The 24,088-nt window shown below is 45.2% G+C and carries 22 protein-coding genes; 14 read left to right on the forward strand and 8 right to left on the reverse strand.

All coding sequences use genetic code 11. From position 1 onward, the window contains the following. Nucleotides 1-319: 319 nt before the first annotated feature. From folE to coaBC, 4 genes are all read right to left on the reverse strand, one after another. A complete protein-coding gene (gene folE / locus ACVBIK_RS15770; protein ID WP_447162698.1) occupies nucleotides 320-979 on the reverse strand; it encodes a GTP cyclohydrolase I FolE in 660 nt (219 codons plus the stop codon). 272 nt (nucleotides 980-1,251) lie between these two features. Beyond that, the gene (slmA, locus tag ACVBIK_RS15775; RefSeq protein ID WP_220760941.1) at nucleotides 1,252-1,845 is read right to left on the reverse strand and encodes a nucleoid occlusion factor SlmA; all 594 of its coding nucleotides are present in this window, start codon (nucleotides 1,843-1,845) and stop codon (nucleotides 1,252-1,254) included. A gap of 99 nt (nucleotides 1,846-1,944) precedes the next feature. Then, complete coding sequence (gene dut, locus ACVBIK_RS15780) at nucleotides 1,945-2,403, reverse strand: dUTP diphosphatase (RefSeq protein WP_447162697.1); 459 nt, start codon at nucleotides 2,401-2,403, stop codon at nucleotides 1,945-1,947. Beyond that, the gene (coaBC, locus tag ACVBIK_RS15785; RefSeq protein WP_447162696.1) at nucleotides 2,403-3,596 is read right to left on the reverse strand and encodes a bifunctional phosphopantothenoylcysteine decarboxylase/phosphopantothenate--cysteine ligase CoaBC; all 1,194 of its coding nucleotides are present in this window, start codon (nucleotides 3,594-3,596) and stop codon (nucleotides 2,403-2,405) included. The genes dut and coaBC overlap by 1 nt, the downstream gene beginning before the upstream one ends. Before the next feature lie 149 nt (nucleotides 3,597-3,745). Between coaBC and radC the strand changes: the two genes are divergently transcribed. From radC to argA, 4 genes are all read left to right on the forward strand, one after another. After that, nucleotides 3,746-4,423, forward strand: a complete 678-nt coding sequence (radC, locus tag ACVBIK_RS15790) for a RadC family protein (protein ID WP_447162695.1) — start codon at nucleotides 3,746-3,748, stop codon at nucleotides 4,421-4,423. 128 nt (nucleotides 4,424-4,551) lie between these two features. After that, nucleotides 4,552-4,788 carry a 50S ribosomal protein L28 gene (gene rpmB / locus ACVBIK_RS15795; protein ID WP_012157028.1) on the forward strand — a complete coding sequence of 79 codons (237 nt, stop codon included), beginning with the start codon at nucleotides 4,552-4,554 and terminating at the stop codon, nucleotides 4,786-4,788. Nucleotides 4,789-4,794: 6 nt separating this feature from the next. After that, nucleotides 4,795-4,968: a 50S ribosomal protein L33 gene (gene rpmG, locus ACVBIK_RS15800; RefSeq protein WP_012275560.1), complete on the forward strand. Its 174-nt coding sequence runs from the start codon at nucleotides 4,795-4,797 to the stop codon at nucleotides 4,966-4,968. 336 nt (nucleotides 4,969-5,304) lie between these two features. Next, nucleotides 5,305-6,624 carry an amino-acid N-acetyltransferase gene (gene argA / locus ACVBIK_RS15805; RefSeq protein ID WP_447162694.1) on the forward strand — a complete coding sequence of 440 codons (1,320 nt, stop codon included), beginning with the start codon at nucleotides 5,305-5,307 and terminating at the stop codon, nucleotides 6,622-6,624. Between the two features lie 134 nt (nucleotides 6,625-6,758). Here the strand turns inward: argA and rarD are convergent, their stop codons facing one another. Together rarD and ACVBIK_RS15815 are read right to left on the reverse strand one after the other, a co-directional pair. Continuing rightward, nucleotides 6,759-7,646 (reverse strand): EamA family transporter RarD, encoded by an 888-nt coding sequence (rarD, locus tag ACVBIK_RS15810; protein WP_447162384.1) that lies wholly within the window; start codon nucleotides 7,644-7,646, stop codon nucleotides 6,759-6,761. A 179-nt stretch (nucleotides 7,647-7,825) separates the two neighbouring features. After that, the gene (locus ACVBIK_RS15815; RefSeq protein WP_447162385.1) at nucleotides 7,826-8,290 is read right to left on the reverse strand and encodes a thioesterase family protein; all 465 of its coding nucleotides are present in this window, start codon (nucleotides 8,288-8,290) and stop codon (nucleotides 7,826-7,828) included. Nucleotides 8,291-8,463: 173 nt separating this feature from the next. Here ACVBIK_RS15815 and recQ point away from each other — a divergent pair, with 173 nt between their 5' ends. After that, on the forward strand, nucleotides 8,464-10,287 hold the full coding sequence (gene recQ / locus ACVBIK_RS15820; RefSeq protein ID WP_447163458.1) for a DNA helicase RecQ: 1,824 nt from the start codon (nucleotides 8,464-8,466) through the stop codon (nucleotides 10,285-10,287). 54 nt (nucleotides 10,288-10,341) lie between these two features. On the opposite strand, the gene ACVBIK_RS15825 is transcribed toward recQ, so the two are convergent. Next, on the reverse strand, nucleotides 10,342-12,102 hold the full coding sequence (locus ACVBIK_RS15825) for a tetratricopeptide repeat protein (protein WP_447170059.1): 1,761 nt from the start codon (nucleotides 12,100-12,102) through the stop codon (nucleotides 10,342-10,344). 569 nt (nucleotides 12,103-12,671) lie between these two features. On the opposite strand from ACVBIK_RS15825, the gene leuA reads away from it, so the two are divergent. The 7 genes from leuA to glpK all read left to right on the forward strand — a co-directional run bounded on the left by leuA (nucleotide 12,672) and on the right by glpK (nucleotide 21,689). Beyond that, the gene (gene leuA / locus ACVBIK_RS15830; RefSeq protein WP_447162388.1) at nucleotides 12,672-14,243 is read left to right on the forward strand and encodes a 2-isopropylmalate synthase; all 1,572 of its coding nucleotides are present in this window, start codon (nucleotides 12,672-12,674) and stop codon (nucleotides 14,241-14,243) included. Nucleotides 14,244-14,329: 86 nt separating this feature from the next. Further along, nucleotides 14,330-15,424, forward strand: a complete 1,095-nt coding sequence (gene leuB / locus ACVBIK_RS15835; RefSeq protein WP_447170060.1) for a 3-isopropylmalate dehydrogenase — start codon at nucleotides 14,330-14,332, stop codon at nucleotides 15,422-15,424. 2 nt (nucleotides 15,425-15,426) lie between these two features. Then, nucleotides 15,427-16,827 carry a 3-isopropylmalate dehydratase large subunit gene (leuC, locus tag ACVBIK_RS15840; protein WP_447170061.1) on the forward strand — a complete coding sequence of 467 codons (1,401 nt, stop codon included), beginning with the start codon at nucleotides 15,427-15,429 and terminating at the stop codon, nucleotides 16,825-16,827. 9 nt (nucleotides 16,828-16,836) lie between these two features. Next, nucleotides 16,837-17,442 (forward strand): 3-isopropylmalate dehydratase small subunit, encoded by a 606-nt coding sequence (gene leuD, locus ACVBIK_RS15845; protein WP_447163455.1) that lies wholly within the window; start codon nucleotides 16,837-16,839, stop codon nucleotides 17,440-17,442. Between the two features lie 514 nt (nucleotides 17,443-17,956). Then, entirely contained in the window at nucleotides 17,957-19,243 is a 1,287-nt protein-coding gene (locus tag ACVBIK_RS15850) for an outer membrane protein transport protein (RefSeq protein ID WP_447162392.1), read from the forward strand. A gap of 416 nt (nucleotides 19,244-19,659) precedes the next feature. Further along, nucleotides 19,660-20,196, forward strand: coding sequence for a nuclear transport factor 2 family protein (locus tag ACVBIK_RS15855; RefSeq protein ID WP_447162393.1), 537 nt, complete (start codon nucleotides 19,660-19,662; stop codon nucleotides 20,194-20,196). An 11-nt stretch (nucleotides 20,197-20,207) separates the two neighbouring features. After that, nucleotides 20,208-21,689, forward strand: coding sequence for a glycerol kinase GlpK (gene glpK, locus ACVBIK_RS15860; RefSeq protein ID WP_447162394.1), 1,482 nt, complete (start codon nucleotides 20,208-20,210; stop codon nucleotides 21,687-21,689). Nucleotides 21,690-21,711: 22 nt separating this feature from the next. Here the strand turns inward: glpK and ACVBIK_RS15865 are convergent, their stop codons facing one another. Next, nucleotides 21,712-22,140, reverse strand: a complete 429-nt coding sequence (locus ACVBIK_RS15865) for a hypothetical protein (protein WP_447170062.1) — start codon at nucleotides 22,138-22,140, stop codon at nucleotides 21,712-21,714. Nucleotides 22,141-22,640: 500 nt separating this feature from the next. Here ACVBIK_RS15865 and mraZ point away from each other — a divergent pair, with 500 nt between their 5' ends. Next, a complete protein-coding gene (gene mraZ / locus ACVBIK_RS15870; protein WP_447162396.1) occupies nucleotides 22,641-23,099 on the forward strand; it encodes a division/cell wall cluster transcriptional repressor MraZ in 459 nt (152 codons plus the stop codon). A gap of 29 nt (nucleotides 23,100-23,128) precedes the next feature. Next, the gene (gene rsmH, locus ACVBIK_RS15875; protein ID WP_447162397.1) at nucleotides 23,129-24,076 is read left to right on the forward strand and encodes a 16S rRNA (cytosine(1402)-N(4))-methyltransferase RsmH; all 948 of its coding nucleotides are present in this window, start codon (nucleotides 23,129-23,131) and stop codon (nucleotides 24,074-24,076) included. Nucleotides 24,077-24,088 lie beyond the last annotated feature (12 nt).

Raw genomic sequence — 24,088 nt, forward strand, 5'->3', positions numbered from 1 at the left:
AAAGCGCTTAACCTTGTAGGTCGGCATTTATGCCGTCATTTATTTTGATTTTGTAATTAATGCTGATGGGCTAAAGCTCAACCTACTTAAAGAAAGTACTAGGTTTAACAAACAGGTGCTAGGAACTCACTCATTTTAGCCTTTGATTGCTTAGCTAAAACGAAAAACGCTGCGTTTATGACGCAGCGTTTTTGTTTTTGGTGCTTTAATCTTTTAGAACCTAGAACCTAGGACCTAGGACCTAGGACCTAGAAGCGAAGCGTCCTAGAACCTAGGATCTTCTTTTACCTTAATTACTTAGCTCTTAGTTGCTAAACTCTTAGTTACTTAAGAATTCAGCCCTTGTCGCTGGGTTTGACTTAAATTTGCCGCCTAGCGCTGTGGTGGTGGTTGAGCTGGTTGAGTCCATCACGCCACGAGATTTAACGCAGTAATGCACCGCATCCATCTTAACCGCTACATCTTGAGTGCCTAATAACGCCTGTAGCGCCACTAGAACCTGTTGTGTCAGACGCTCTTGCACCTGAGGGCGCTGAGCAAAGAAACGCACGATACGGTTAATTTTAGACAGACCGATAATGTTCTCACGTGGTAGGTAAGCCACGGTTGCCACACCGTCGATGGTGACTAAGTGATGTTCACAAGTACTGGTTAAGCTGATGTCGTTAACCTTAACCATTTCATCAAAGCCCATCTTGTTTTCGATGACGGTGATCTTTGGAAAGTTGGCGTAGTCTAGGCCTGAGAATATTTCATCGACATACATTTTGGCGATACGACGTGGGGTATCCGCTAAGCTGTCATCGCTTAAATCCAGTGACATTAAGGTCAAGATCTCACGCATATGATGCTCAATCTTGTCTTTGCGTACTTCAGCGGTTAGCTCGCTAGGTAGCATCGGCGTTTCTAAGCCGCGCTCCATTAATGCAGCTTTTACTATTTGAGCAGATTCACTGAGGATTGCTTCTCTTGATGTCATAAGTTCCTCCTTCACCATAAACAATGAGTGGTGATTTTCGTATCCAGTGTACTAGGGCCGTCAGTCTTATTGAGACTAAGTTATCTCATGAAAAAATGAATAGTTTGAGTGGCAACTATTTGCATTGTATTTAGAGAGGACGGGAGAATAGCGCTATTTGCTGTAAATATACACCGAAAACCGCATTGGAGATAAGAAAAACCGACTAAATTAGTCGGTTTTTCTATTTGAGACATTGTAATGCTAGATCCGCAGTGGCTTTTTAAGCTGCGTTAGCTTTGAAGCAGTTGCTGTTGGATGAAAGTCCACTGTTCATTAAAGTGCTTGGTCGGCTTGAGCTTAAACTCACTACGCACAAACTGAGCGATGCGGCCTTCGGCTACAGCAAGCAGTAAGTTAGCTAACACGGCTTCATCGAGCTCAAAGCCTTTACCTTCACGTAGACTCTTCTCGCGTAAAATTTGCTTTAAATGCGTTTCAATCTTCGAGAATAACTGGCTAATACGGCTACGCAGGCGTTCGTTTTCACCCAGTAGTGCATCACCGTTTAATACTCGCGAGATCCCTGGGTTGCGCTCGGCAAACACCAACAATAGTTGCAAGAGTTGCTGGCAACGTTTCATGGTGTCTTTTTCTTCGTCCATGATCAGGTTGATACGAGAGAGTAGCGATTCTTCGATAAACTCAATGAGTCCTTCAAACATACGCGCCTTGCTAGGAAAGTGACGGTAGAGCGCCGCTTCTGATACGCCAACTTCTGCGGCTAATTTAGCTGTGGTGATCCGTTGTCCTGGGCTCGTTTCTAGCATTGTCGCTAAGCATTGGAGGATATGCTCACGACGATTTATCTTAGGGCTTGCAGCCATTTATCTGTCCTTCACTCGATTACTACTGAGCGAGACGGCAAGGAAACTTTGCTCCATGCTATCCATTTAAATTGATTACGCGAGGTTCGCTGAAATCTGTTATTTGGTTCCTGAGTGGCCAAATCCACCTGCGCCGCGATCAGACTGATCAAACTCATCGACAAGTTTAAATTCAGCCTGTACAACCGGTACAAATACCAGCTGCGCGAGTCTATCACCAATTTCGATTGTAAAAGGCTCACTGCCACGATTCCAGCAAGAGACCATTAATGGTCCTTGGTAGTCAGAATCGATAAGTCCAACAAGATTACCCAATACGATACCGTGCTTATGGCCAAGGCCTGAGCGAGGTAAAATCACCGCAGCTAAACTAGGGTCTGCCACGTGAATAGCAATGCCTGTCGGGATAAGTACGGTTTCACCCGGCTGTATTGTTAGCTGGGTGTCGGTGATGGCGCGAAGATCCATGCCTGCACTGCCTGGTGTGGCGTAAGCGGGTAGCGGAAATTCTGTGCCGATCCGTGAATCGAGGATTTTTAATTCGATTGGTGTCTTCATTAGTTTTTTATTTTATTCGCTATTAGGGTGAGCAATTGCTTGGCTAGCGTGTCTTTATCAACAGCGGGTAGCTCTTGACTACCATCGCTCCAAAACACGCTCAATGCATTCGCGTCGCTATTAAAACCAATGTCGCTATTAGATACATCGTTAGCGGCAATCATATCGAGCTTTTTACGGCTTAACTTACCACGAGCATATTGCTCTACATCATTGGTTTCAGCTGCAAATCCGACGGTAAATGGTCGGTTAGCATGGCTGGCAACGCTGGCTAAGATATCAGGATTTCGCACTAGCGCAAGCTGCATCTGCTCAGCTGATTTTTTAATTTTATTTTCTGCGACTTCAGCGATTCGGTAATCGGCAACGGCTGCGCAGCCGATAAAGATTTGATGCTGTTCAACCTGCGGCATCACCGCGTCTAACATCTCTTGAGCCGACTCAACATTAATGCGAGTCACGCCTGCTGGCGTCGCTAAATTGACAGGGCCTGCGACCAGAGTCACCTCTGCGCCCATCTGCGCTGCCGCTTTAGCCAGTGCAAAGCCCATCTTGCCTGAGCTATGGTTGGAAATATAACGCACAGGATCAATCGCTTCACGGGTAGGACCCGCTGTGAGTAGCAGTGACATACCTTGCAGTAACTTAGGGCCAAAAAAATCAACGGCCTTGTCGGCAATAGCGACAGGTTCAAGCATTCTGCCAGGACCGACTTCACCGCAAGCTTGTGAGCCTGAATCTGGCCCCCAAATCTGTAAACCTCGCTGCGCCACTTGCGTTAAGTTGGCTTGGGTTGCACTGTTGCGGTACATCTGTTGGTTCATTGCCGGGCAAAGTACCACAGGTGCCTCGGTGGCTAAGCAGGTCGTTGTAATTAACTCGTCTGCCATGCCAGCGTTTATGCGTGCGATAAGGTTTGCTGTCGCTGGGGCAATAATGACTAAGTCGGCCCAGCGTGCTAATTCGATATGCCCCATGGACGCTTCGGCCGTGGGATCAAGCAGATCGGTTGCTACCGGATAGCCTGAAAGTGCCTGCAAAGTGAGCGGAGTAATAAATTCCTGCGCACTTTGACTCATAACCACGCGGACGTCTGCGCCGCGCTCTTTTAATTTCCGTACTAGGTCAGCAGATTTGTATGCGGCTATGCCGCCGCCGATGCCCAGCAGTACTTTTTTGTTATTGAGACCCATACTTAACTCTTTCCATAATCACTTTGGCGATAAATGTTTCATCACGCTGCAGATGTTGCGGCCTAAGATATCACAAACCGCTAAATGGTGATGAACAACTTCCAAAAATCTAGACCATACTCATAGAAGAAAACAACAGGGAGGTTGTGATGGCGATTAAGGATTGGCCCGAAGGGGAAGCACCGCGAGAAAAATTATTAAATAACGGGGTGAAGCAGTTATCGGATGCTGAATTATTGGCGGTATTGCTTAGGATTGGCGTAAAAGGCTTAAGTGCTGTTGAGCTGGCAAGAACTATGCTAAATGAGTTTGGGGGGCTTAGAGGCCTGCTTAGCGCGTCTCAAATGCAAGTTTGTAGGCAAGATGGAATAGGTCCGGTAAAATTTGCGCAAATACAGGCTGCAGTGGAATTAGGTACGCGAATTTCGCAAGAAAAACTACAAAGAGGAAATTTTTTATCTGATCCTGATTTAACTCGGGACTATTTAATGAGACAATTGTCTGATCGTGCTTACGAAGTGTTCGCTATTTTATTGTTAGATAGTCAACATAGGGTGATTCAATTCGTTGAATTATTTAGGGGCACAATCAATTCAGCATCGGTTTATCCACGTGAAGTGGTGAGCCTAGTGCTTGAAAAAAACGCTGCGGCTGTAATCGTGTGTCACAATCACCCCTCAGGGATTGCAGAACCAAGTTCAGCCGATAGACGAATTACTGAGCGATTGAAACAAGCCTTACAAACTATCGATGTTTCCTTGTTGGACCATATGGTTGTGGGCGATCGAGAGATAGTTTCTTTCGCTGAACGGGGATGGATAGATTAATCTATCCCTTGATCTTTGATTTTAGATCCTGTATAAAATGCGCCCTCTGTTGTGTGCCTCAGGCGACGGCCGTGTTCGAGGTGCATTAATGCTCGAGCGTTAAATATATTGTTTTGGAGAAGATTGACATGTCAAGAGTATGCCAAGTAACTGGCAAGCGACCAATGGTTGGTAACAACCGTTCGCACGCGAAGAATTCAACGCGTCGTCGTTTTTTACCTAACCTACAGAACCACCGTTTCTGGTTAGAAAACGAAAAGCGTTTCGTACAGCTACGTATATCTACTAAAGGTATGCGTATCATCGATAAAAAAGGTATTGAAGTTGTTATTGCTGAACTTCGTGCCCGCGGCGAGAAGGTGTAATAAACCATGGCTAAAGCTAAAGGTAATCGTGAGAAGATCAAGCTAGTTTCTAGCGCTAACACTGGTCACTTCTACACGACTGAAAAAAACAAACGTAACATGCCTGAAAAAATGGAAATCAAGAAATTTGATCCAGTTGTTCGTCAGCACGTTATGTACAAAGAAGCTAAAATCAAGTAATTACTTGTTTAAGCATCTTGGAAAAAGCCTCTATTTATAGGGGCTTTTTTTTGCCTAAAATTTGGCATTACTCTGCAATATCATTGTTTTCTATCCCGCTCATTCGTCATTGGTGACTTCATTTTTCACCTAATTCCTCGCGCGGCTTTACTTAATAGCCTTAGCACAAATAACACCAATTTATGCCTGCCAGACGTACTTTACCCTAATGTAAAAATAAACAGCCAAATTGAAAATAAATGCTTTTTAAATGAATATAAATGCAATACTATCTCTTGGAGTTACTAAATTCTGTTATTCAGATGAATGTATATTTACTCTTGAGGTGATTCTAGCGTGCGTACCACTGAACTTGTTGATGGATTTCGTCATTCCGCTTCCTATGTTAATGCCCATAGGGGCAAAACCTTTGTTGTGATGCTGGGCGGTGAAGCCTTAGCTCAGAAACAGTTTCGCGCCATTATCAACGATATTGCATTGCTGCATAGCCTAGGGATCAAAATCGTCTTGGTGCATGGTGCTAGGCCTCAAATTGATGAAGCCCTCGCGCAATACAGTCTGCCTGCCGAATATTACAATGGTGTAAGAGTTACGGAAGAAGATGCTCTTAAGGTGATTAAGCAGGTTGTTGGTGGCTTACATCTCGACATTACCGCGCGCTTGTCGATGAGTTTAAGTAACACGCCTATGCAAGGTGCGCAGATCAATGTTGTTAGTGGCAACTTTGTGATTGCACAACCGCTAGGAGTTGAAGATGGCGTCGATTATTGCCTCAGCGGTAAAGTGCGCCGAATTGACAGTCAAGGCTTGAAACGTCAGCTTGATAATGGCGGTATCGTATTGCTTGGGCCTGTCGCCGCCTCTGTGACGGGGGAGAGTTTTAATCTTACAGCTGAAGAGGTTGCTACCCAGATAGCCATCAAGCTTCAAGCGGATAAGATGATAGGTTTTAGCTCGCAGAAAGGTATCTTAGATGAGACCGGTCAGGTCATCGCCGAATTGATGCCGACAGATGCGCAAACTATTTTAAATAACCTGTCACAAGTCACGCCACTGTGCGTGGGAACAAAAGCTTTTTTGCAGGCAAGCATTGATGCGTGTCGTAATGGCGTGAGCCGCTGCCACTTTGTTAGCTACCTCGATGACGGAGCCTTGCTACAAGAGCTTTTCTCTCGCGATGGCATTGGTACTCAGATTGTGACTGAAAGTGCCGAACGCTTGCGTAGAGCGTCGATTAGCGATATCGGTGGTGTGTTAGATCTCATTCGTCCATTAGAGCAAAAAGGAGTTTTGGTCAGACGTTCACGTGAGCAGCTTGAAATGGAGATAGAGCAATTTATGCTGATTGAGCGCGATAGCTTAGTGATCGGTTGCGCTGCGTTTTATCCATTCGAGGAGGATAATGCGGGGGAGTTTGCTTGTTTAGTGGTGCACCCTGATTACCGTGATGCCGATAGAGGCAGCTTGTTGCTACAAAATATTATTGGTCAGGCAAGAGTGAGAGGCTATTCGCGCTTGTTTGCCTTAACGACTCGCAGTATTCATTGGTTCTTAGAGCATGGCTTTAATATCGTTGAGGTTGATGAGTTACCTGAGAAGAAAAAGCAGCTGTATAACTACCAACGAAAATCGAAAATCCTGGCTTTGGAGTTGTGAGTCCACTCTTAGAACGTGACCCTTTGATTTTGAGCTTAAAAGAGCCTGATATGTTGCTTTATCGATAATCAATGGCCCCACTAAACAAAAAAGCGAACCTCAGGTTCGCTTTTTTGTTTAAGATTCAAGACGGCTTATTTCTTAGCTTTTCTTTTATAAAACATATCAGTAGTAAACAATATCAATGCTGCCCAAATGAACGCGAAAGTAATGCCTTTTTCGGCATCGAATGGTTCATTGAATAAGCTGATTGCTAGCACAAACATGATACTTGGACCTATGTATTGAAAAAATCCTAGCATTGAAAAGGGGATCCTCACCGCCGCGGAGGCAAAGCACAATAGAGGAATCGTGGTGACGATACCGGCTGCCACTAGCAGTAGATTCAAATGCCAATCGTTAGTGAGCAGATGAGTTAATGAATCGCCCATATTGGTAAACAGGAAAATTAGCGCGATTGGCATCAAAATAGCGGTTTCTACCAATAAGCCTGTCTTGGCGTCGACATTCACTTTTTTACGCAGTAAACCGTAAAATGCAAACGAGCAAGCTAAACCAAGTGATACCAATGGAATTGAGCCAAATGAGATCAGCTGGATCATCACGCCAGTTGCCGCAAGAGCAACAGCGGCCCACTGGAGTTTACGTAGGCGCTCACCGAGAAATATCATCGCTAAGCTAACGTTCACTAACGGGTTAATGAAGTAACCTAGGCTGGCATCGAGCATATGGTCGTTATTGACCGCCCAAATAAACAGTAACCAGTTACCGGCAATCAGTACTGATGTGACACAAAGTACCGCGAGTTGCTTTGGCTGTTTAAGTAAGTGACGCAGGCGGGCAAAACCACCGAACAGTGCAATTAATATTGTCACAAAGAAAAATGACCAGATCACTCTGTGCAGCAAGATCTCAGATGCAGGAACATCGCCGAGTAACTTAAAATAGATCGGGGCAAACCCCCAAAGGGTATAGGCGCAAATGGCGTACAGTATGCCTTTACGGTATTCAGTTTCTTGCATTGGAATGTACTAAATAGGAAAGTAGCCGCAGATTGTAGTCTTGCTAAGCAATAGACTCAAGCGGGTGGGCGGCTTTATTGGAGTGGCTTGCTGTTGTGTGAATTTGACAGCTAGGAAACTTTAGCTGCCACTTAAAGCTAAGCGAGTGATTTGTTTTTATTTAATGTCTGGTTTAACGTCTAGCCAACCATATAAGTGCCTGTGCCAAAAGCAATATGGTCGCCTTTTTCGTTATGCAGTTCCATTCTTGAAACTGATACACGATTACCTGCGCGGATCACTGTGCCTGTCCCTGTAAATATTTCACCACGGCCAGGTCGAAGGTAGTCAATTCTAAGATCGATTGTGCCTAACGTTTTAATACGATGTGCTAACTCTTCAATGCTCCAGTCGTCACGGCTTGCTACTAACCCTGAAAACGCTGTGAGGCCGCCGACGACATCAAGGACTGTAGCCGTAACCCCGCCATGAAGGATCTGCTGATGAATATTGCCAATCAGCTCAGGTTTCATGGTCACCTGGATCTCTACACCGTCCATATCATATCGCTTGATATCCATACCAAGCAGGTTATGAAAGGGCACGTGCTTGTCAAAAATCTCAGCGACTCTTCGTAGTGTCTCTTGTTGAATAAGCTGACTCATCTTGCATCCTTGTTTGCTGATTGGAAATCTTATTGGCCACTTTAGAGTATTTAATCTATCGCTAATGGATGGGGTGATGCAAGCTCAAATTTTATTCATTAGCGAGAATCGAGAGAGACAATGTCGCTCGCCTCAATTAGAATAGTCGACCCTATTTTTAATACAGGTTTACTATGGATCCGGTTGCGCTCGATAATTCGGTCGATCAATTATCTTCCACCCTTCAGTCGGTATTTGGTTACCGTACTTTTAGAGAGGGGCAGCGAGAGGTTATTGAACAGATCTGCGCGGGACAAGATTGCTTAGTTATCATGCCTACTGGCGGTGGTAAAAGCCTGTGTTATCAATTACCAGCATTAATCATGCCTGGTCTGACAGTTGTTGTCTCCCCCCTGATCTCCTTAATGAAAGATCAGGTTGATAGCCTTATTCAAACGGGTGTATCTGCAGCTTACTTAAACTCCTCTCAACCAAGAGAAGAGAGTCTGCAAGTTTTGCAGAAGATGCGTTATGGCGAGCTGAAGTTATTGTACGTATCGCCAGAGCGTTTACTGCAGGCAAGTTTTATCGACAGATTGCATGAGCTTAATGTATCGCTATTTGCTATCGATGAAGCGCACTGTATCTCTCAGTGGGGCCATGACTTTAGACCTGAATATGCCGCGTTAGGCCGATTACGTCAGCAGTTTCCGCAAGTCCCCATCATGGCGCTGACTGCGACAGCCGATAAAGCGACTCGAGCCGATATTTGTGAGCGGTTAACCATAACGCCACATTCACTGTTAACCAGTTTTGATCGACCTAACATTCGCTATACCGTGGCTGAAAAACTCAATGCAGCAAATCAGTTGCGTCAGTTTGTTGATGCACAAAACGGCACCAGTGGCATTGTGTACTGTAGTAGCCGTCGCCGGGTTGATGAGGTCGCTGAGCGCTTGCGTCTGCAAGGGCATCAAGCCGAAGCTTACCATGCGGGTAAAACGCAAGAAGAGCGAGCAGATGTACAAGACAGGTTTCTAAAAGATCAGTTAGACATAGTGGTTGCAACTGTGGCATTTGGCATGGGGATCAACAAATCTAACGTGCGCTATGTGGTGCATTACGATATTCCCAAGAGTGTAGAAGCTTATTATCAAGAAACCGGACGAGCAGGGCGTGATGGGCTGGACTCTGAAGCATTAATGCTGTTTGACCCTGCCGATATTGGCCGGGTGCGGCACTTAATCGAGCAATCAGAGCCTGGTCCTCAGCAGCAAGTCGAGTTTCATAAGCTTAATACCATGGCAGCCTTTGCCGAGGCGCAGACTTGTCGTCGCCAGGTGCTACTGCATTACTTCGATGAAAGTGCGCAAAAGGCCTGTGGTAACTGCGATATCTGCTTAGATCCGCCCAAAAAATACAATGGCATTCAAGATGCTCAAAAAGTGTTGTCTTGTATCTACCGTATTGGGCAACGCTTTGGTATTAATCATCTTATTGACGTGCTGCGTGGTTCAAAGTCGGCGAATGTGATTGAACGTGGACATGACAAGTTATCTACGTGGGGCATTGGTAAAGAGAAAAGCCACGAGCATTGGCTCAGTGTGATAAGGCAGCTGATCCATTTAGGGCTGGCGAATCAAGATATCACCCGAGGCTCTTCTGTTACCCTTAACCCATCTGCACGCGCAGTGCTTAAAGGTGAAGTGGAGCTATTACTTGCTGAGCCTAGAATTGTTATTCAAACCACTAAGCGCCGCAGTAATAACTCCCGTGCGCCGCTGAATTACGACCGCAAGTTATTTGCAAGGTTGAAACTACTGCGCCGTACCCTAGCCGAAGAGTTAGATGTACCGCCCTATTTGGTGTTTAACGATGCAACTCTGGCTGAGATGGCGGCGATATTACCAACCAGTCCTGGAGAAATGTTGGCGGTAAACGGTGTTGGTGAGCGTAAACTTGAACGGTTTGGTGGCGAGTTCTTAGATGAAATAGCGGATTACCTTGCCGAAGGCTAATCAGCCTTTGAGCTTATCTAGGACTATTTATTGCAATGTTTGAAGGGTTGAAGTCTAGCGGCTGTTAGTGACAGGAATGAGTCGTCTAAGTTGGCTAACATTGGCGCGCTTTATCATAGATTGTAAGTTATCAAACTGCTGCATGCTGGCAAGACCAATGTTGACCTTGCTGTTGTTTTGCCATACCGCCATGGTGCCGGAGAGCTGCTCGATGACGTTAATCGCGGCAGCCTCTGAAGTATGGGGTAACATGATTAACAGCTGCTGCTCAGATTGTAAAAACAGCTGATCTTGCTCTCTTAACTTCGTCTTTAGTTGTTCAATCATAATCGGCATATCACTGTTTAACACGCCACTAGGGTCGAGCACTAACAATGAGAGCGGATAATGTGCGTGTTTACTGACACTCAGTAAATCTTCCATTTTTTGCTTGCCGGTCGCATTAGGCTTTATCGGCGTCGGCTCTTTAGAGGTTGGCGATGTTTTTGGTGTTTGTTTGTGATACCAGGCGATAAAGATGATTAAGCTGAAAAGAATAAATACAATTGGTAAGAATTGACCTGAAATTAATTGGCTGGGTACGACTGCTGCGTTGATACTTTGCTGATGTTCGGAGGCCTGTTGTTGGCGGCTTAAGTCTGATTTTAAATGAGATAACCAAACATTTTGGATAAATAGAGTTTCATTCTCGGTAGCTTGGAACTGCTTAAGCTGGTAATCGTAGGCTAAAGCAAAATCTTTCTTCTCGGCAAAGTATTTAGCTAACACGGCATAACAAAATTTTAGATCAGTATATAGATTTTTTTGTTGAGCAATCGCTATCGCTTCATTCATCTGCTCCAAGCCTAACTCCTCTTGACCTTGAGCCAAATTAACCTGAGCTAATAGGTGTAAAGCGCTAATGGTTGCGCTCGCGTTAGACTCTTTCTTAAACGTGTTAATGCTTAATTGAAGCAGTTGTTCGGCACTACTATATTTACTGCTACTAAAATCAATAAAGGCAATTTGCATATAGGCCTTGGCTAGTTCAAAAGGGCTACCAAGTTCTGCGAGCTTGCTGCGTGCTACCTGAACGTAATGATCCCTTAACTTAGCTTGATGATTAGATTGGGCTAGGTTAGCGGCATCAATTGCCAGGTTAAGCGCTATTTTTCCTGCTGAATTAACATCTTTGAGCGCCTTGTCTAAAAAGGCCTTTGCTTCTTTGGGTTCATTTTCTTCTATCAGTAACTTAGCCATGGATGCATTTAAGTAGGCGATGGGCGTGAGTAGCCATTGCTGATCTTGCTGTTTAACTTGTGGATAAAGGTCTAACGCTAGACGTAAGTCTTCAATAGCGGTGTCGTTATGCTGAACCTTAGCGTCAAGCTGACTTCTGAGCCATAAGCCATTAATCAAGGCCTGGGGTTGTTTTAGGCGACGAGACATGGTGATAGATGAATGAATTAACGGCAGGGCTTGTTGGTAATTACCATAGTGAACGTATGCTTGGGCCATACAGTTGAGAAAGTAAGGTCTTGCTTCATCTAGCTTCAGGCGTTTTGCTTTGGCTTCGTTAAATCGCGCTAAGTTAATTGCGGCTGCATTTTCCCCTAACTGCAGATAGGTTTCACACTTAAATGCGCTCATTCGCAGCTGTAAAACTTGGGGGTCTAAATAGGCGTGGAGTTGTTGTTCGATGTCGTGGATGGTATTTAATGCTTTGCTGGGATACTGATAGACAGTGGTATTAAGCTGATCTAGCTGCTCTAGGGTTAATGAATACGCAGGTGAAAGCCACAGCGTAAAGCTGAGGATCATAATACGAAAATCCATTTTAAAACGCTCCAAGGGTAACCCTTACCCACTTTCCATCGAATAAGGCCGCATTATAGCGAATCTAAATGAAATATGCATAAAAAAGCTTGTGACGCGAGAATATTGCGACAGGTTAATTATATGTCTGCTTTTTTGCGATAAAAACGTGTTCTTGCATGTTATTACGCCGATTACTGTCTTTTATTTCGCTTTTAAGAGCGATAATTAGCCTGAAAATAACTGAAGTAAGCTAATTTATGGTTGACACTGATGCGTATGCACGTTAAAAATTAACCGAACCCGCTATGGTGTTGGGAATATTTATCTAGTTATGGTGAATATAAAATCGTAACAAATAGAAAGTAGGTTAATTAACGTGATGATATATACCCGTGTATTACTAGGACTCCTTTTTCTCATTCTCGCAGGATCTGCGCGGAGGACTTAGTGCTATACGCTTAAAAATAAGCCTGCATTAATAAACCCCGCCAAGACGCGGGGTTTTTTGTATTTAAAGCAATCGCTATTAAACGCCAAATAGCAACGTGAACGCATAACTGAACAATGATGTTCAATGGAGAAGATAGATGTCTAACCGAGTGATTATATTTGACACCACCTTACGTGATGGTGAACAAGCATTAGCAGCAAGTTTAACGGTTAAAGAAAAGCTTCAAATTGCATTAGCGTTAGAGCGTTTAGGCGTTGACGTGATGGAGGTGGGGTTTCCCGTTTCTTCACCGGGTGATTTTGAGTCGGTGCAAACAATTGCAAGAACGATTAAGAATAGTCGCGTATGTGCTTTGTCCAGAGCATTAGAAAAAGATATCGATGCGGCGGCCCAGGCTTTGTCAGTAGCGGATCAGTTTCGCATCCACACCTTTATATCGACATCGACCATTCACGTCGAAAGTAAGTTAAAGCGCTCGTTTGACCAGGTGTTAGAGATGGCAGTTGGGGCGGTTAAATACGCGCGTCGATTTACCGATGATGTTGAGTTCTCCTGTGAAGATGCCGGGCGCACACCTATCGATAACTTGTGCCGTATGGTGGAAGAGGCGATTAAGGCTGGCGCACGCACGATTAATATTCCTGACACGGTTGGTTACACGGTGCCAAGCGAATTTGGCGGCATTATTCAAACGCTGTTTAACCGCGTCCCCAATATTGATCAGGCGGTGATCTCAGTGCATTGCCATGACGACTTAGGGTTGTCGGTAGCCAATTCTATTACTGCCGTGCAGCACGGTGCACGACAAATTGAATGTACCGTAAATGGTATTGGTGAACGCGCGGGTAACTGTTCATTAGAAGAGATCGCCATGATCCTATCAACTCGTAAGGGCGAGTTAGGCTTGGAAACGGGCATTAATGCCAAAGAGATCCACCGTACATCTAGCTTAGTGAGCCAACTTTGTAATATGCCGGTGCAGGCGAATAAGGCCATTGTTGGCGCGAATGCATTCACTCACTCATCAGGCATTCACCAAGATGGCATGCTAAAAGCGCAAAACACGTATGAGATCATGACACCTGAGAGTATTGGTCTTAATCGTAATAACTTAAATATGACCTCACGCTCTGGCCGCCACGTTATTAAGCACCGCATGAGCGAGCTTGGTTATGGTGAGCAAGATTACGATATGGACGTATTGTATGAAGACTTCCTGGCGTTAGCAGATAAAAAGGGGCAGGTGTTTGATTATGACTTAGAAGCGTTAGCCTTTATGGAGGCGCAAGCTGAAGCCGATGATCATTTTAAGCTGCAGCAATTAGTGGTGCATTCAGACTCAACCGAAGGCAGTGCCACTGCGACGGTAAAAGTGGCTGTTAATGGTGAAATAATTACCGAGGCGGCGACAGGTAACGGTCCGGTTGATGCTGCTTATAAAGCGGTTGCCCGTGCCAGTGGCTGTGAAACCAATATCACTAGTTACCAGCTAAGTGCAAAAGGCGAAGGGCAAAATGCATTAGGCCAGGTGGATATTACCGCTAAATACCGTGAGCAAAATTTCCATGGTGTGGGTCTGGCAACCGACGTTGTTGAAGCTTCTGCCAAGGCCTTGATTCATGTGATGAACCTGACATGGCGCGCCGATAAAGTGGCTGATTGCAAACAGCGTATTCAACAGAACAAGAGAGAGCTCGGTGGCGTGTAAGCCATCGAATCGACACTAAGGTGTTTGAGCGTAAGAATAAGTTTAACGAACAAATTGAAGAATAAACCACAGGAGTGAGCCGAAGTATGAGTTATCAGATTGCAGTACTGGCCGGAGATGGCATTGGACCAGAGGTGATGGCTGAAGCGCGCAAAGTGCTAAAGGCGACAGAAGAGCGTTTTGCACTATCGATTGAATATACTGAATATGATGTTGGCGGCGCGGCGATCGATAATCACGGTTGCCCGCTACCTGAAGCCACACTAAAAGGTTGTGAAGCGGCGGACGCAATTTTGTTTGGCTCAGTGGGCGGCCCAAAGTGGGAGCACCTTGCTCCTAATGATCAGCCAGAACGCGGCGCATTATTACCACTACGTGGCCACTTCGAGCTTTTTTGCAATATGCGTCCGGCAAAGTTGCACGCGGGCCTTGAGCATATGTCACCGCTACGCAGCGATATCTCTTCTCGTGGTTTTGACGTGCTTTGTGTGCGAGAGCTAACCAGTGGGATCTATTTTGGTAAGCCTAAGGGGCGCCAAGGTGAAGGCGAAAACGAAGAAGCGTTTGATACTATGCGCTATAGCCGCAAAGAGATCCGACGCATTGCAAAAATCGCCTTTGAAACCGCGCAAGGGCGTCGTAAGAAAGTCACCTCTGTCGATAAAGCCAATGTACTTGCTTGTTCAGTGTTATGGCGAGAAGTGGTTGAAGAGGTTGCTAAAGACTTTCCAGATGTTGAGCTAGAACATATCTATATCGATAACGCGACCATGCAACTACTCCGTCGTCCCGATGAATTTGATGTCATGCTGTGCTCTAACCTTTTTGGCGACATCATCTCTGATGAAATTGCCATGTTAACAGGCTCGATGGGCTTACTTTCCTCTATTAGCATGAATAGCTCAGGCTTTGGTTTGTATGAACCTGCTGGTGGTAGTGCACCTGACATTGCTGGTCAAGGCATTGCTAACCCAGTAGCGCAAATTCTTTCGGCTGCATTATTACTGCGTCATAGCCTAAAGCAAGAAGAGGCGGCAACAACGATTGAAAATGCAGTCGGTCAGGCATTGAGTGACGGTTACCTAACTGGTGAGCTACTTGCTACTGAAGATCGCCACAACGCTAAATCAACCAGCGAGATGGGTGATTATATTGCCAAGCTTGTGCGAGAAGGAGTGTAGTCATGGCTAAGACATTATATGAAAAGGTATGGGATAACCATATTGTGTTTACAGCCGAAGGTGAGGCGCCAATTATCTATGTAGATCGGCATTTAGTGCATGAAGTGACGTCTCCTCAAGCCTTTAGTGGGCTAAAAGTGGCTGGGCGTAAATTACGTGCACCAGAAAAAACCTTCGCGACGATGGATCACAATACCTCCACCACGAGTGCCAGTTTAGATGCGTTAAGCCCAATGGCGCGCACGCAGGTTGAAACCCTAGAGCGTAACTGTAAAGAGTTCGGTGTACGTCTTTATGATATTCACCATAAAAACCAGGGTATTGTACATGTGATGGGCCCAGAGCTAGGTATCACCTTGCCGGGTACCGTAATTGTATGTGGCGACTCACATACTGCAACCCATGGCGCTTTTGGTGCGCTGGCCTTTGGCATTGGAACCTCTGAAGTCGAGCATGTGATGGCAACGCAAACTTTGCGCCAGCTTAAAGCTAAGACGATGAAGATTGAAGTGCGCGGTCATGTTGCTGATGGCATTACGGCTAAAGATATCGTGCTGGCCATTATTGGCAAAATTGGTATGGATGGCGGTACAGGCTATGTGGTCGAATTCTGCGGTGAAGCGATTGAAGCCTTAACGATGGAAGGCCGCATGACAGTTTGTAATATGGCCATCGAAATGGGCGCCAAAGCAGGCATGATAGCACCCGATGCCACAACAGCTGAGTACTTAGAGGGTCGTGAGTTTGCACCTAAGGGCACTTGCTGGAAGCAAGCAGTTAAAGCATGGAGTCAGCTAAAAACTGATGCCGATGCCGTATTTGACGCGACCGTAGTGATTGAAGCTAAAGATATTGCACCACAATTAACCTGGGGCACTAACCCTGGACAAGTCGTGGCGATCGATCAACTGGTTCCTAATCCCGCTCAAGAAAGCAACCCTACGGTCAAAACCAGCATTGAGAAAGCGCTAGAGTACGTAGATTTATCCGCGGGCACCTTAATGACCGATGTCAGCATTAATAAGGTATTTATCGGTTCGTGTACCAACTCTCGCATTGAAGATCTACGCGCAGCAGCGGTGCATGCTAAAGGTCGCAAGGTGGCTGACGGTGTTAAAGCCATCGTCGTGCCGGGTTCGGGTCTAGTGAAAGAGCAAGCAGAAGCAGAAGGCTTAGATAAGATCTTCTTAGATGCAGGCTTTGAGTGGCGCTTACCAGGCTGCTCTATGTGTTTAGCAATGAACGATGACAAGTTAGAAGCAGGCGATCGCTGCGCTTCGACCAGTAATCGTAATTTTGAAGGTCGACAAGGACGAGGTAGTCGTACTCACTTAGTGAGTCCAGCTATGGCAGCCGCCGCAGCGGTTGCGGGTCATTTTGTTGATATTCGTAAACCATACTAGGAGAGCAGCATGCAACCATTTATCTCACATACGGGGCTTGCGGTTATCTTAGATAGTGCAAACGTCGATACCGACCAGATCATCCCTAAGCAATTTTTGTCTAAGGTGACCCGAGACGGCTTTGGTGTTCATTTATTTCATGATTGGCGTTATCTAGATGATGCAGGCGATAAGCCAAATCCAGATTTTACTTTGAATAAGCCTCGCTATAAGGGGGCGTCAGTTTTGGTGTCGCAGGAAAACTTTGGCTGTGGTTCAAGCCGAGAGCATGCACCATGGGCATTGGCTGATTTTGGTTTTAAAGTGATTATTGCGCCAAGCTTTGCCGATATCTTTTATGGTAACTCTATTAATAATGGTTTGTTGCCGGTAAAGCTCGCTGACGCAGAAGTTAAACAGCTAATGGCTGAGGTTGAAGCTGAAGAAGGGGCGGAGATCGGTATTGATCTTCAGGCTTTAACCGTGACCAGTCCTTCAGGCGCGGTATTCCATTTTGATATTGCTCAGTCGGCAAGACACAATTTATTAAATGGATTAGATGCGATTGGGCTAACCCTGTCACATGCCGATACGATTGCTAATTATGAAGCTAACATTCCATCTTGGAGAGTCTAAACACATTAAAATAGCGTCTAAAAATTAGCGTACAGCTGTACCATTATTGAGTTTTGCTGAAGCCATTTAGATTTTTTTCTAAATGGCTTTGTTTAATTTAGCCTTTGCTATATAAGTTAAGTTGCTGTTTTTGTTTTATTTGCTTGTGCATCCCCGTCTGAATGAATCTGATCTTATAAATGTGCCAGTTATTATCACTACTATTTGGCTTAATTTGTAGAGTACATTCGTACGCGCCATATCTTGGTTCTATCCTTATGATTAATAAGTTTATTTCCTCGGTGTGTAACCAATCATTAATATCATTCAGCGACGGTAACCCCTGATGCTGGCACAGTTCTTATGTTTTAAAGTGTGATCTCTTCTATATTTATTCTGCCTGTCGTTATTTTTGCCAGTGTTTTGTGCTGTTTTTTATAAAGTACTTGAAAAGATATTCTGCAGTTGTAAAATCGCCGACATTAAAAAGTGGAGTTAATACTCTACTTCTTGTTAACATAATTAGAGATAACAAATGAATAAGCGTTTAATAACTCTTGCTGTGAGTACAGCACTTTTGGGGACGGTTACACAGGTTCAAGCTGCTGGTTTTCAATTAGCTGAATACTCTGCAACTGGGTTGGGTCGTGCGTATGCTGGTGAAGCAGCCATGGCCGATAACGCTGCTGCGCAATTTCGTAACCCTGCGATGCTTACCTATTTAGAAGGCACTCAACTTAGCACGGGTGCGATATTGGTTATGCCAGATATTGATGTCGATGGTTACGTCACATCAAATGGTGTTACAACACCATCATCAGCAAAAGATATCGCTGGCGATGCCGTAGTTCCTAACTTCTACGTATCTCATCAGTTAAATGACCAATGGTTCCTTGGTTTAGCCGTTGGCAGTAACTTCGGTATGGCGACTGAACTAGATGATGACTTCCTTGCGACTCAGTTTGGTAATGAAGCTTCGATTATGGCAATCGAAATCAACCCGAACGTTGCATATCGCATAAACGAGCAATTCAGTGTTGGTGCGGGTGTGCGTTTGGTTCTTGGTGAAGGAAGTTTCGGCGCTCAGGCTCCAACAGGAACAATCGTGCCTGCAGGCTCGACGCTTAAGTATATGGAAGGCGATGACATCTCTTGGGGTTGGCAGTTAGGTGGTGCATGGCAGATTAACGCCGATAACCGTATCGGTTTTAACTACCGCTCTGAAGTAGAGCAAAACCTTGAAGGCGACGCTAAAGGTCTAGGTTTTGACGTTGCCATGCTAATGCAAGGTAAAGCACCTTCTAGTCATTATGATGGATCAATGGAGCTTGCACTTCCAGCTACAGCAGAAATTGCTAGCTTCCATCAGTTGACTGAGAAACTTGCTATCCACGCAAGTGTTAACTGGACTGATTGGAGTTCGTTTGAAAAGCTAGAAGCAATGATCCCAGAGATCTCTGCCAATCCTATTCTAGTTAAGCAAGAGAACTGGGAAGACAACTACCGTTTTGCCGTTGGTGCAACTTACCAGTTGTCACAAAAATCAACGCTAAGAACAGGTGTTGCTTACGACCAAGCTGCAGTGTCTGATGCTAATCGTACAACCACAATTCCTGAAGTTGACCGTTTATGGTTGAGCGTGGGTTATGGTTACCAGTATAGCGACAACCTAGATTTCGATTTTGGTGCAACTTACATCTTTGCTGATGAGTCTCCAATTCATGAACATGAAGCTGACTCTGCTATGTTTGGCGGTACTTTCGAAGGTCAGGTTAGCGGCAACATCATTCTAGTTGGTGTTCAGGCGACTTACCGCTTCTAATGTAGCCTCTAGTACGGGACTTACCTTAGCCACAATTAAGGTGTTTAGCCCTGACAGTTTTAATTTAAAGCCTCGCCTATGCGAGGCTTTTTGTTAGAACATTTCGCTGCCGACTTTTACGTTAAATGACTTCTAGTTAAATGACTTCTAGTTAAATGACTTTGCCGGGGAGCACTTGCATGTAGAGCGCGGTCAACAATAGCATCATTTATTGGCCTTTAATTCGTTTGCCAACAACATACTGAGTCGAGCACTTTCTTATACTGATGGGTATAACTACTGCTGAGTTGGATGAGCGGTCAGTTTCGTGGTAAAAAAGAATGAAGCACATTTAGATGATGATAACTACAAGGTCTCCTTGTAGTGCGTTATTCAACCCACTGCCCAAAAGCATAAAAATAAATAAGAGGTTCACCATGAAACCCAAGATTTGGTTACTGGCTATCGGTTCAGCATTGATGAGCGTATCGCCACTGGCTAGCGCTAGTAATACTTTAGCGATTGAAGCTCAACAGCCCGATTCTGTGACAGTCGTAAAACAGTTTATTCAAGGCTTTAATAATCATAGTGTCGAGCAGTTACTGCAACATACTACGCCTAATGTGCATTGGTTTAATTTATCGGGCACTAAAATGGATGTTGAAACAGCGACTCAGCATGAGCTGGGGGCGGCTATGACGGACTATTTTTCCAGTCTAACTGACGCCCATGCCACATTGAGGCAGATAGTCGTGTCGGCAAATTATGTCAGTACCGTTGAAGAGGTGACTTGGAGCCATGAAGGTGAGCAAAGTAGTCAGTGTAGCCTTGGTGTTTATCAGTTATCGGGCGATAAAATTAGTGCGGTTTGGTATTACCCTGCCCATGCTTGTGATCAAACCACATGGGTAGAGAGCAGCGAGCCAGGCATTGTTCAGCCAGAGATCGGCCTATTAAAAGAAACGCGTCAATAAGGAAAGCATACGTGTCAAAGAAATACATCATTGCACTGGATCAAGGTACTACTAGTTCTCGAGCCATCGTGTTTGATCACAATACCAATATGGTCGCTAGCTGCCAGCGTGAGTTTAGTCAGATGTACCCAAAACCGGGTTGGGTTGAACATGACGCGATGGAGATCTGGGCTTCGCAAAGTTCGACACTCATTGAGGCATTAGCGCGAGCTGACATTCATAGTGAAGATGTTGCCGCTATCGGCATTACCAACCAGCGCGAAACCACTGTGATATGGGATAAAGCGACAGGCAAGCCGGTTTACAATGCAATTGTATGGCAATGCCGTCGTAGTAAAGCTATCTGTGATGACTTAAAAGCACAGGGGCTGGAAGATTATGTTAAGCAAGCAACAGGTTTACTGCTTGATCCTTATTTCTCTGGCACAAAAATTAAGTGGATTCTGGATAATGTAGCAGGAGTGAGGGAGCGCGCGGAAAAAGGTGAGTTGCTATTCGGCACGATTGATACCTGGCTGGTGTGGAAGCTCACCGAGGGACAAGCCCATGTCACCGATCCAACGAATGCATCGCGCACCCTGTTATTTAATATTCACACCCAAGAGTGGGATGAGACTCTGCTTAAGGCGCTCAATATTCCGCGTTCAATTTTACCAGAGGTCAAACCTTCTTCGGCTGTTTACGGTCATACTCGTATCGTGGGTGAAGGTAGCCATATTGCTATAGCAGGTATGGCTGGCGATCAGCAGGCGGCATTGTTTGGTCAGCTTTGTATTGAAGAGGGGATGGCAAAAAATACTTATGGCACCGGGTGTTTCTTATTAATGAATACCGGTCTTGAGGCCGTTCAGTCACAGCATGGGCTATTAACCACTATAGCCATTGGTGCTAATGGTGAGGTGAATTACGCGCTAGAGGGCTCGGTTTTCATGGGCGGCGCCACAGTGCAATGGCTTAGAGATGAGCTGGGGCTTATTCGTGATGCACAAGATACCGAATACTTTGCCTCTAAAGTTGAAGATACCCATGGGGTATATTTAATTCCTGCGTTTGTCGGTTTGGGCGCGCCATACTGGGATCCAGACGCGAGGGGCGCCTTAGTGGGGTTAACTCGGGGCGCTAATCGTAACCATATCATTAGGGCCGCACTTGAAGCGATAGCTTATCAAAGTCGTGATTTGCTTGATGCCATGGCTAAAGATAGTCATGTTGAGCTTAAGCAGATTAAAGTCGATGGCGGTGCGGTAGCGAACGATTTCTTAATGCAGTTTCAGTCAGATATTACCAATGTTGAAGTTCAGCGGCCTGATTTAACTGAAACCACGGCCATGGGGGCCGCATTTCTAGCGGGATTGGCGGTTGGGTTTTGGGAGTCAACTGATGAGCTAAAGCTGAAAGCGGGAGTGGAGCGTAGCTTTACGCCACAGATCACGGCACAAAAACGCGATAGCTTATATCAAGGCTGGCAAGATGCTGTGGCTCGGATCCGCTAAGCGATAACCACTAACCACAAAGCTATACATTGATGTCGATCTTAGTGTGGAGCGACTCACTCTGTTTTGTTGCGGGTTCAGACTCTGTTGAGCTAGCAGGCTCGTTAAAATGAGTTGGCTGGTTAGAATGAGTCGCCTCAGCTGATTGAGCTATTTGCGGCAGAGTCAGTTCTTCTGGATTATCTTGTGCTTCTTTAGCTCGGCGGTCTTTGCTTGCGCCTTTTCTTCTCTCTAGGCTGGGGTCGAGTTGGTAAGCAATTTGTTGATCTTTGCGCCTATCATCGCTTGAAGAGCGCCTTTCTAGGTGAGGCGGTAGTTGAGACTGTGGCGGCTCATGGCTATCGGCACTGATTGCAGCACTATTATCGATACGCTTTACTTTTTCCTTAGTCTTTAGCTTCGATAAGACCGGCTTAGCAAGCATGGCATATACACTATCTAGACTAATCATTTGGCACCCCAGCATTAAATGTGATTATCTATTTATCGGCATGAGCTGGTTAAAATTTAGTCTTTATTTTGAGGTGAGCAAATTTATCCTGTATTGGAGGCGTAATTTGCAACCAATTTGGTTAATTATGATTAATTTAAAGCTAAGTCATCTCGATGCTACTGTGCTTTTATCTGGCAATTTTGAATAAGGTCATCTGCGTTAACGCCAATTTTATGGGGGAAATATCCACAATGGGCTTTAAATGCGGTCAATGCCCCCCTGTCTTCTGTCTGTTTTTCCTACTTTTTAGCCCAGAAGTCACATAGCATCCCCACTTAAATCCCTAGTAGGCTTATTCATTTTATTTTAATCAAAATGCGCTGCTAACCCGCTTGGTTGCTGGATCTTAAATAAGCGGCTTTCCTTGACAAGTCTTGCGTTCTATCCCTAAACTTAGCTGTTGTGGGGAAATGTGGATATTTGTGGGTAATTTATAGAATAACAGGGATGACAATAAGGTGTTTTCTGGGGCCAGCGCTATAAACCTTGATACAAAAGGACGGATCGCAATACCAAAGCGATACCGTGAGCCGCTGCACGCCTGCCATAATAGTCAACTTGTGATCACTGTAGATATTCAATCCTCTTGTTTATTGCTGTATCCCATTCAAGAGTGGGACAAAGTTGCAGCTAAACTCGCGTTACTTTCCGACACACAGCCTACCGAAAGAGCAATTAAACGCATGTTGCTCGGATACGCCCACGAATGTGAATTAGATGGTAACGGTCGCATGCTGTTACCAACGCCTTTACGTCAATATGCCAACTTAGATAAGCGGGCGATGTTAGTCGGTCAGCTCAACAAGTTTGAGCTGTGGGACGAAGCGGCATGGCAACAACAGATTGAGCAGAGTCGATTAGCGATTCTTAATGAAGATTTGGCTGCTAACGAACGTTTGGCAGATTTTTCACTTTAGCGAGTGATACTTAAAAGTAGAAGAAACCCATGACACAAGAATTTGAACACCTATCAGTCCTGTTAACGGAAACAGTTGCTGGCTTAAACATAAAACCTGATGGCATCTATATCGATGGCACATTTGGTCGTGGTGGTCATTCTAGAAAAGTTCTTGAAGAACTTGGACCGAATGGAAGATTGATTGCTATCGATCGTGATCCGCAGGCGATCGCAGCGGCGCAGCAGTTTAAAGATGATAGCCGTTTTCAAATTGTGCATGGTGGTTTTGGCCAGTTGGCAGACTATGTAGAAGAGTTAGGCCTGAAAGGCAAAATTGATGGCGTGTTGTTGGACTTTGGCGTTTCATCGCCTCAGCTCGATGATGCGGAACGTGGTTTTAGTTTCTTAAGAGACGGCCCATTAGATATGCGTATGGACAACTCTCAGGGACAAACTGCAGCCCAGTGGATTGCTCGCGCCGAAATCGAAGATATGGCGTGGGTGTTTAAAACCTATGGCGAAGAGAAAAATGCGCGCCATATTGCTCGCTGTATCGCAGCCGATCGTGAGAAAGCCCCTTTTTTGCGCACCAAAGAGCTTGCGGACTTAATCGCTCGAATCACTAAGAACAAAGAGCGTAATAAGCATCCAGCTACTCGCGTATTCCAAGCTATCCGTATTTATATCAACAGTGAACTAGAGCAAATTGACCAGGCTCTAGAAGGCGCATTAACCGTGTTAGCGCCAGAAGGTCGCTTGTCAGTGATCAGCTTCCATTCGCTTGAAGACCGTATGGTAAAACGCTTCATTCGTCGTAATAGCCAAGGCGAAAGCGTACCTCATGGCCTGCCTATTACTGAAGAAGAGATTAATAAGTCACGTAAGCTCAAGGGCGTTGGTAAAGCGATTAAGCCTTCAGCAGAAGAGATTGAGCGTAACGCAAGAGCACGTAGCTCGGTGCTGCGTATTGCCCAACGCTTACCTTACGAAGTGTAAGTGAGCTAGAGG

Source organism: Shewanella sp. 125m-1 (genome assembly GCF_052977065.1).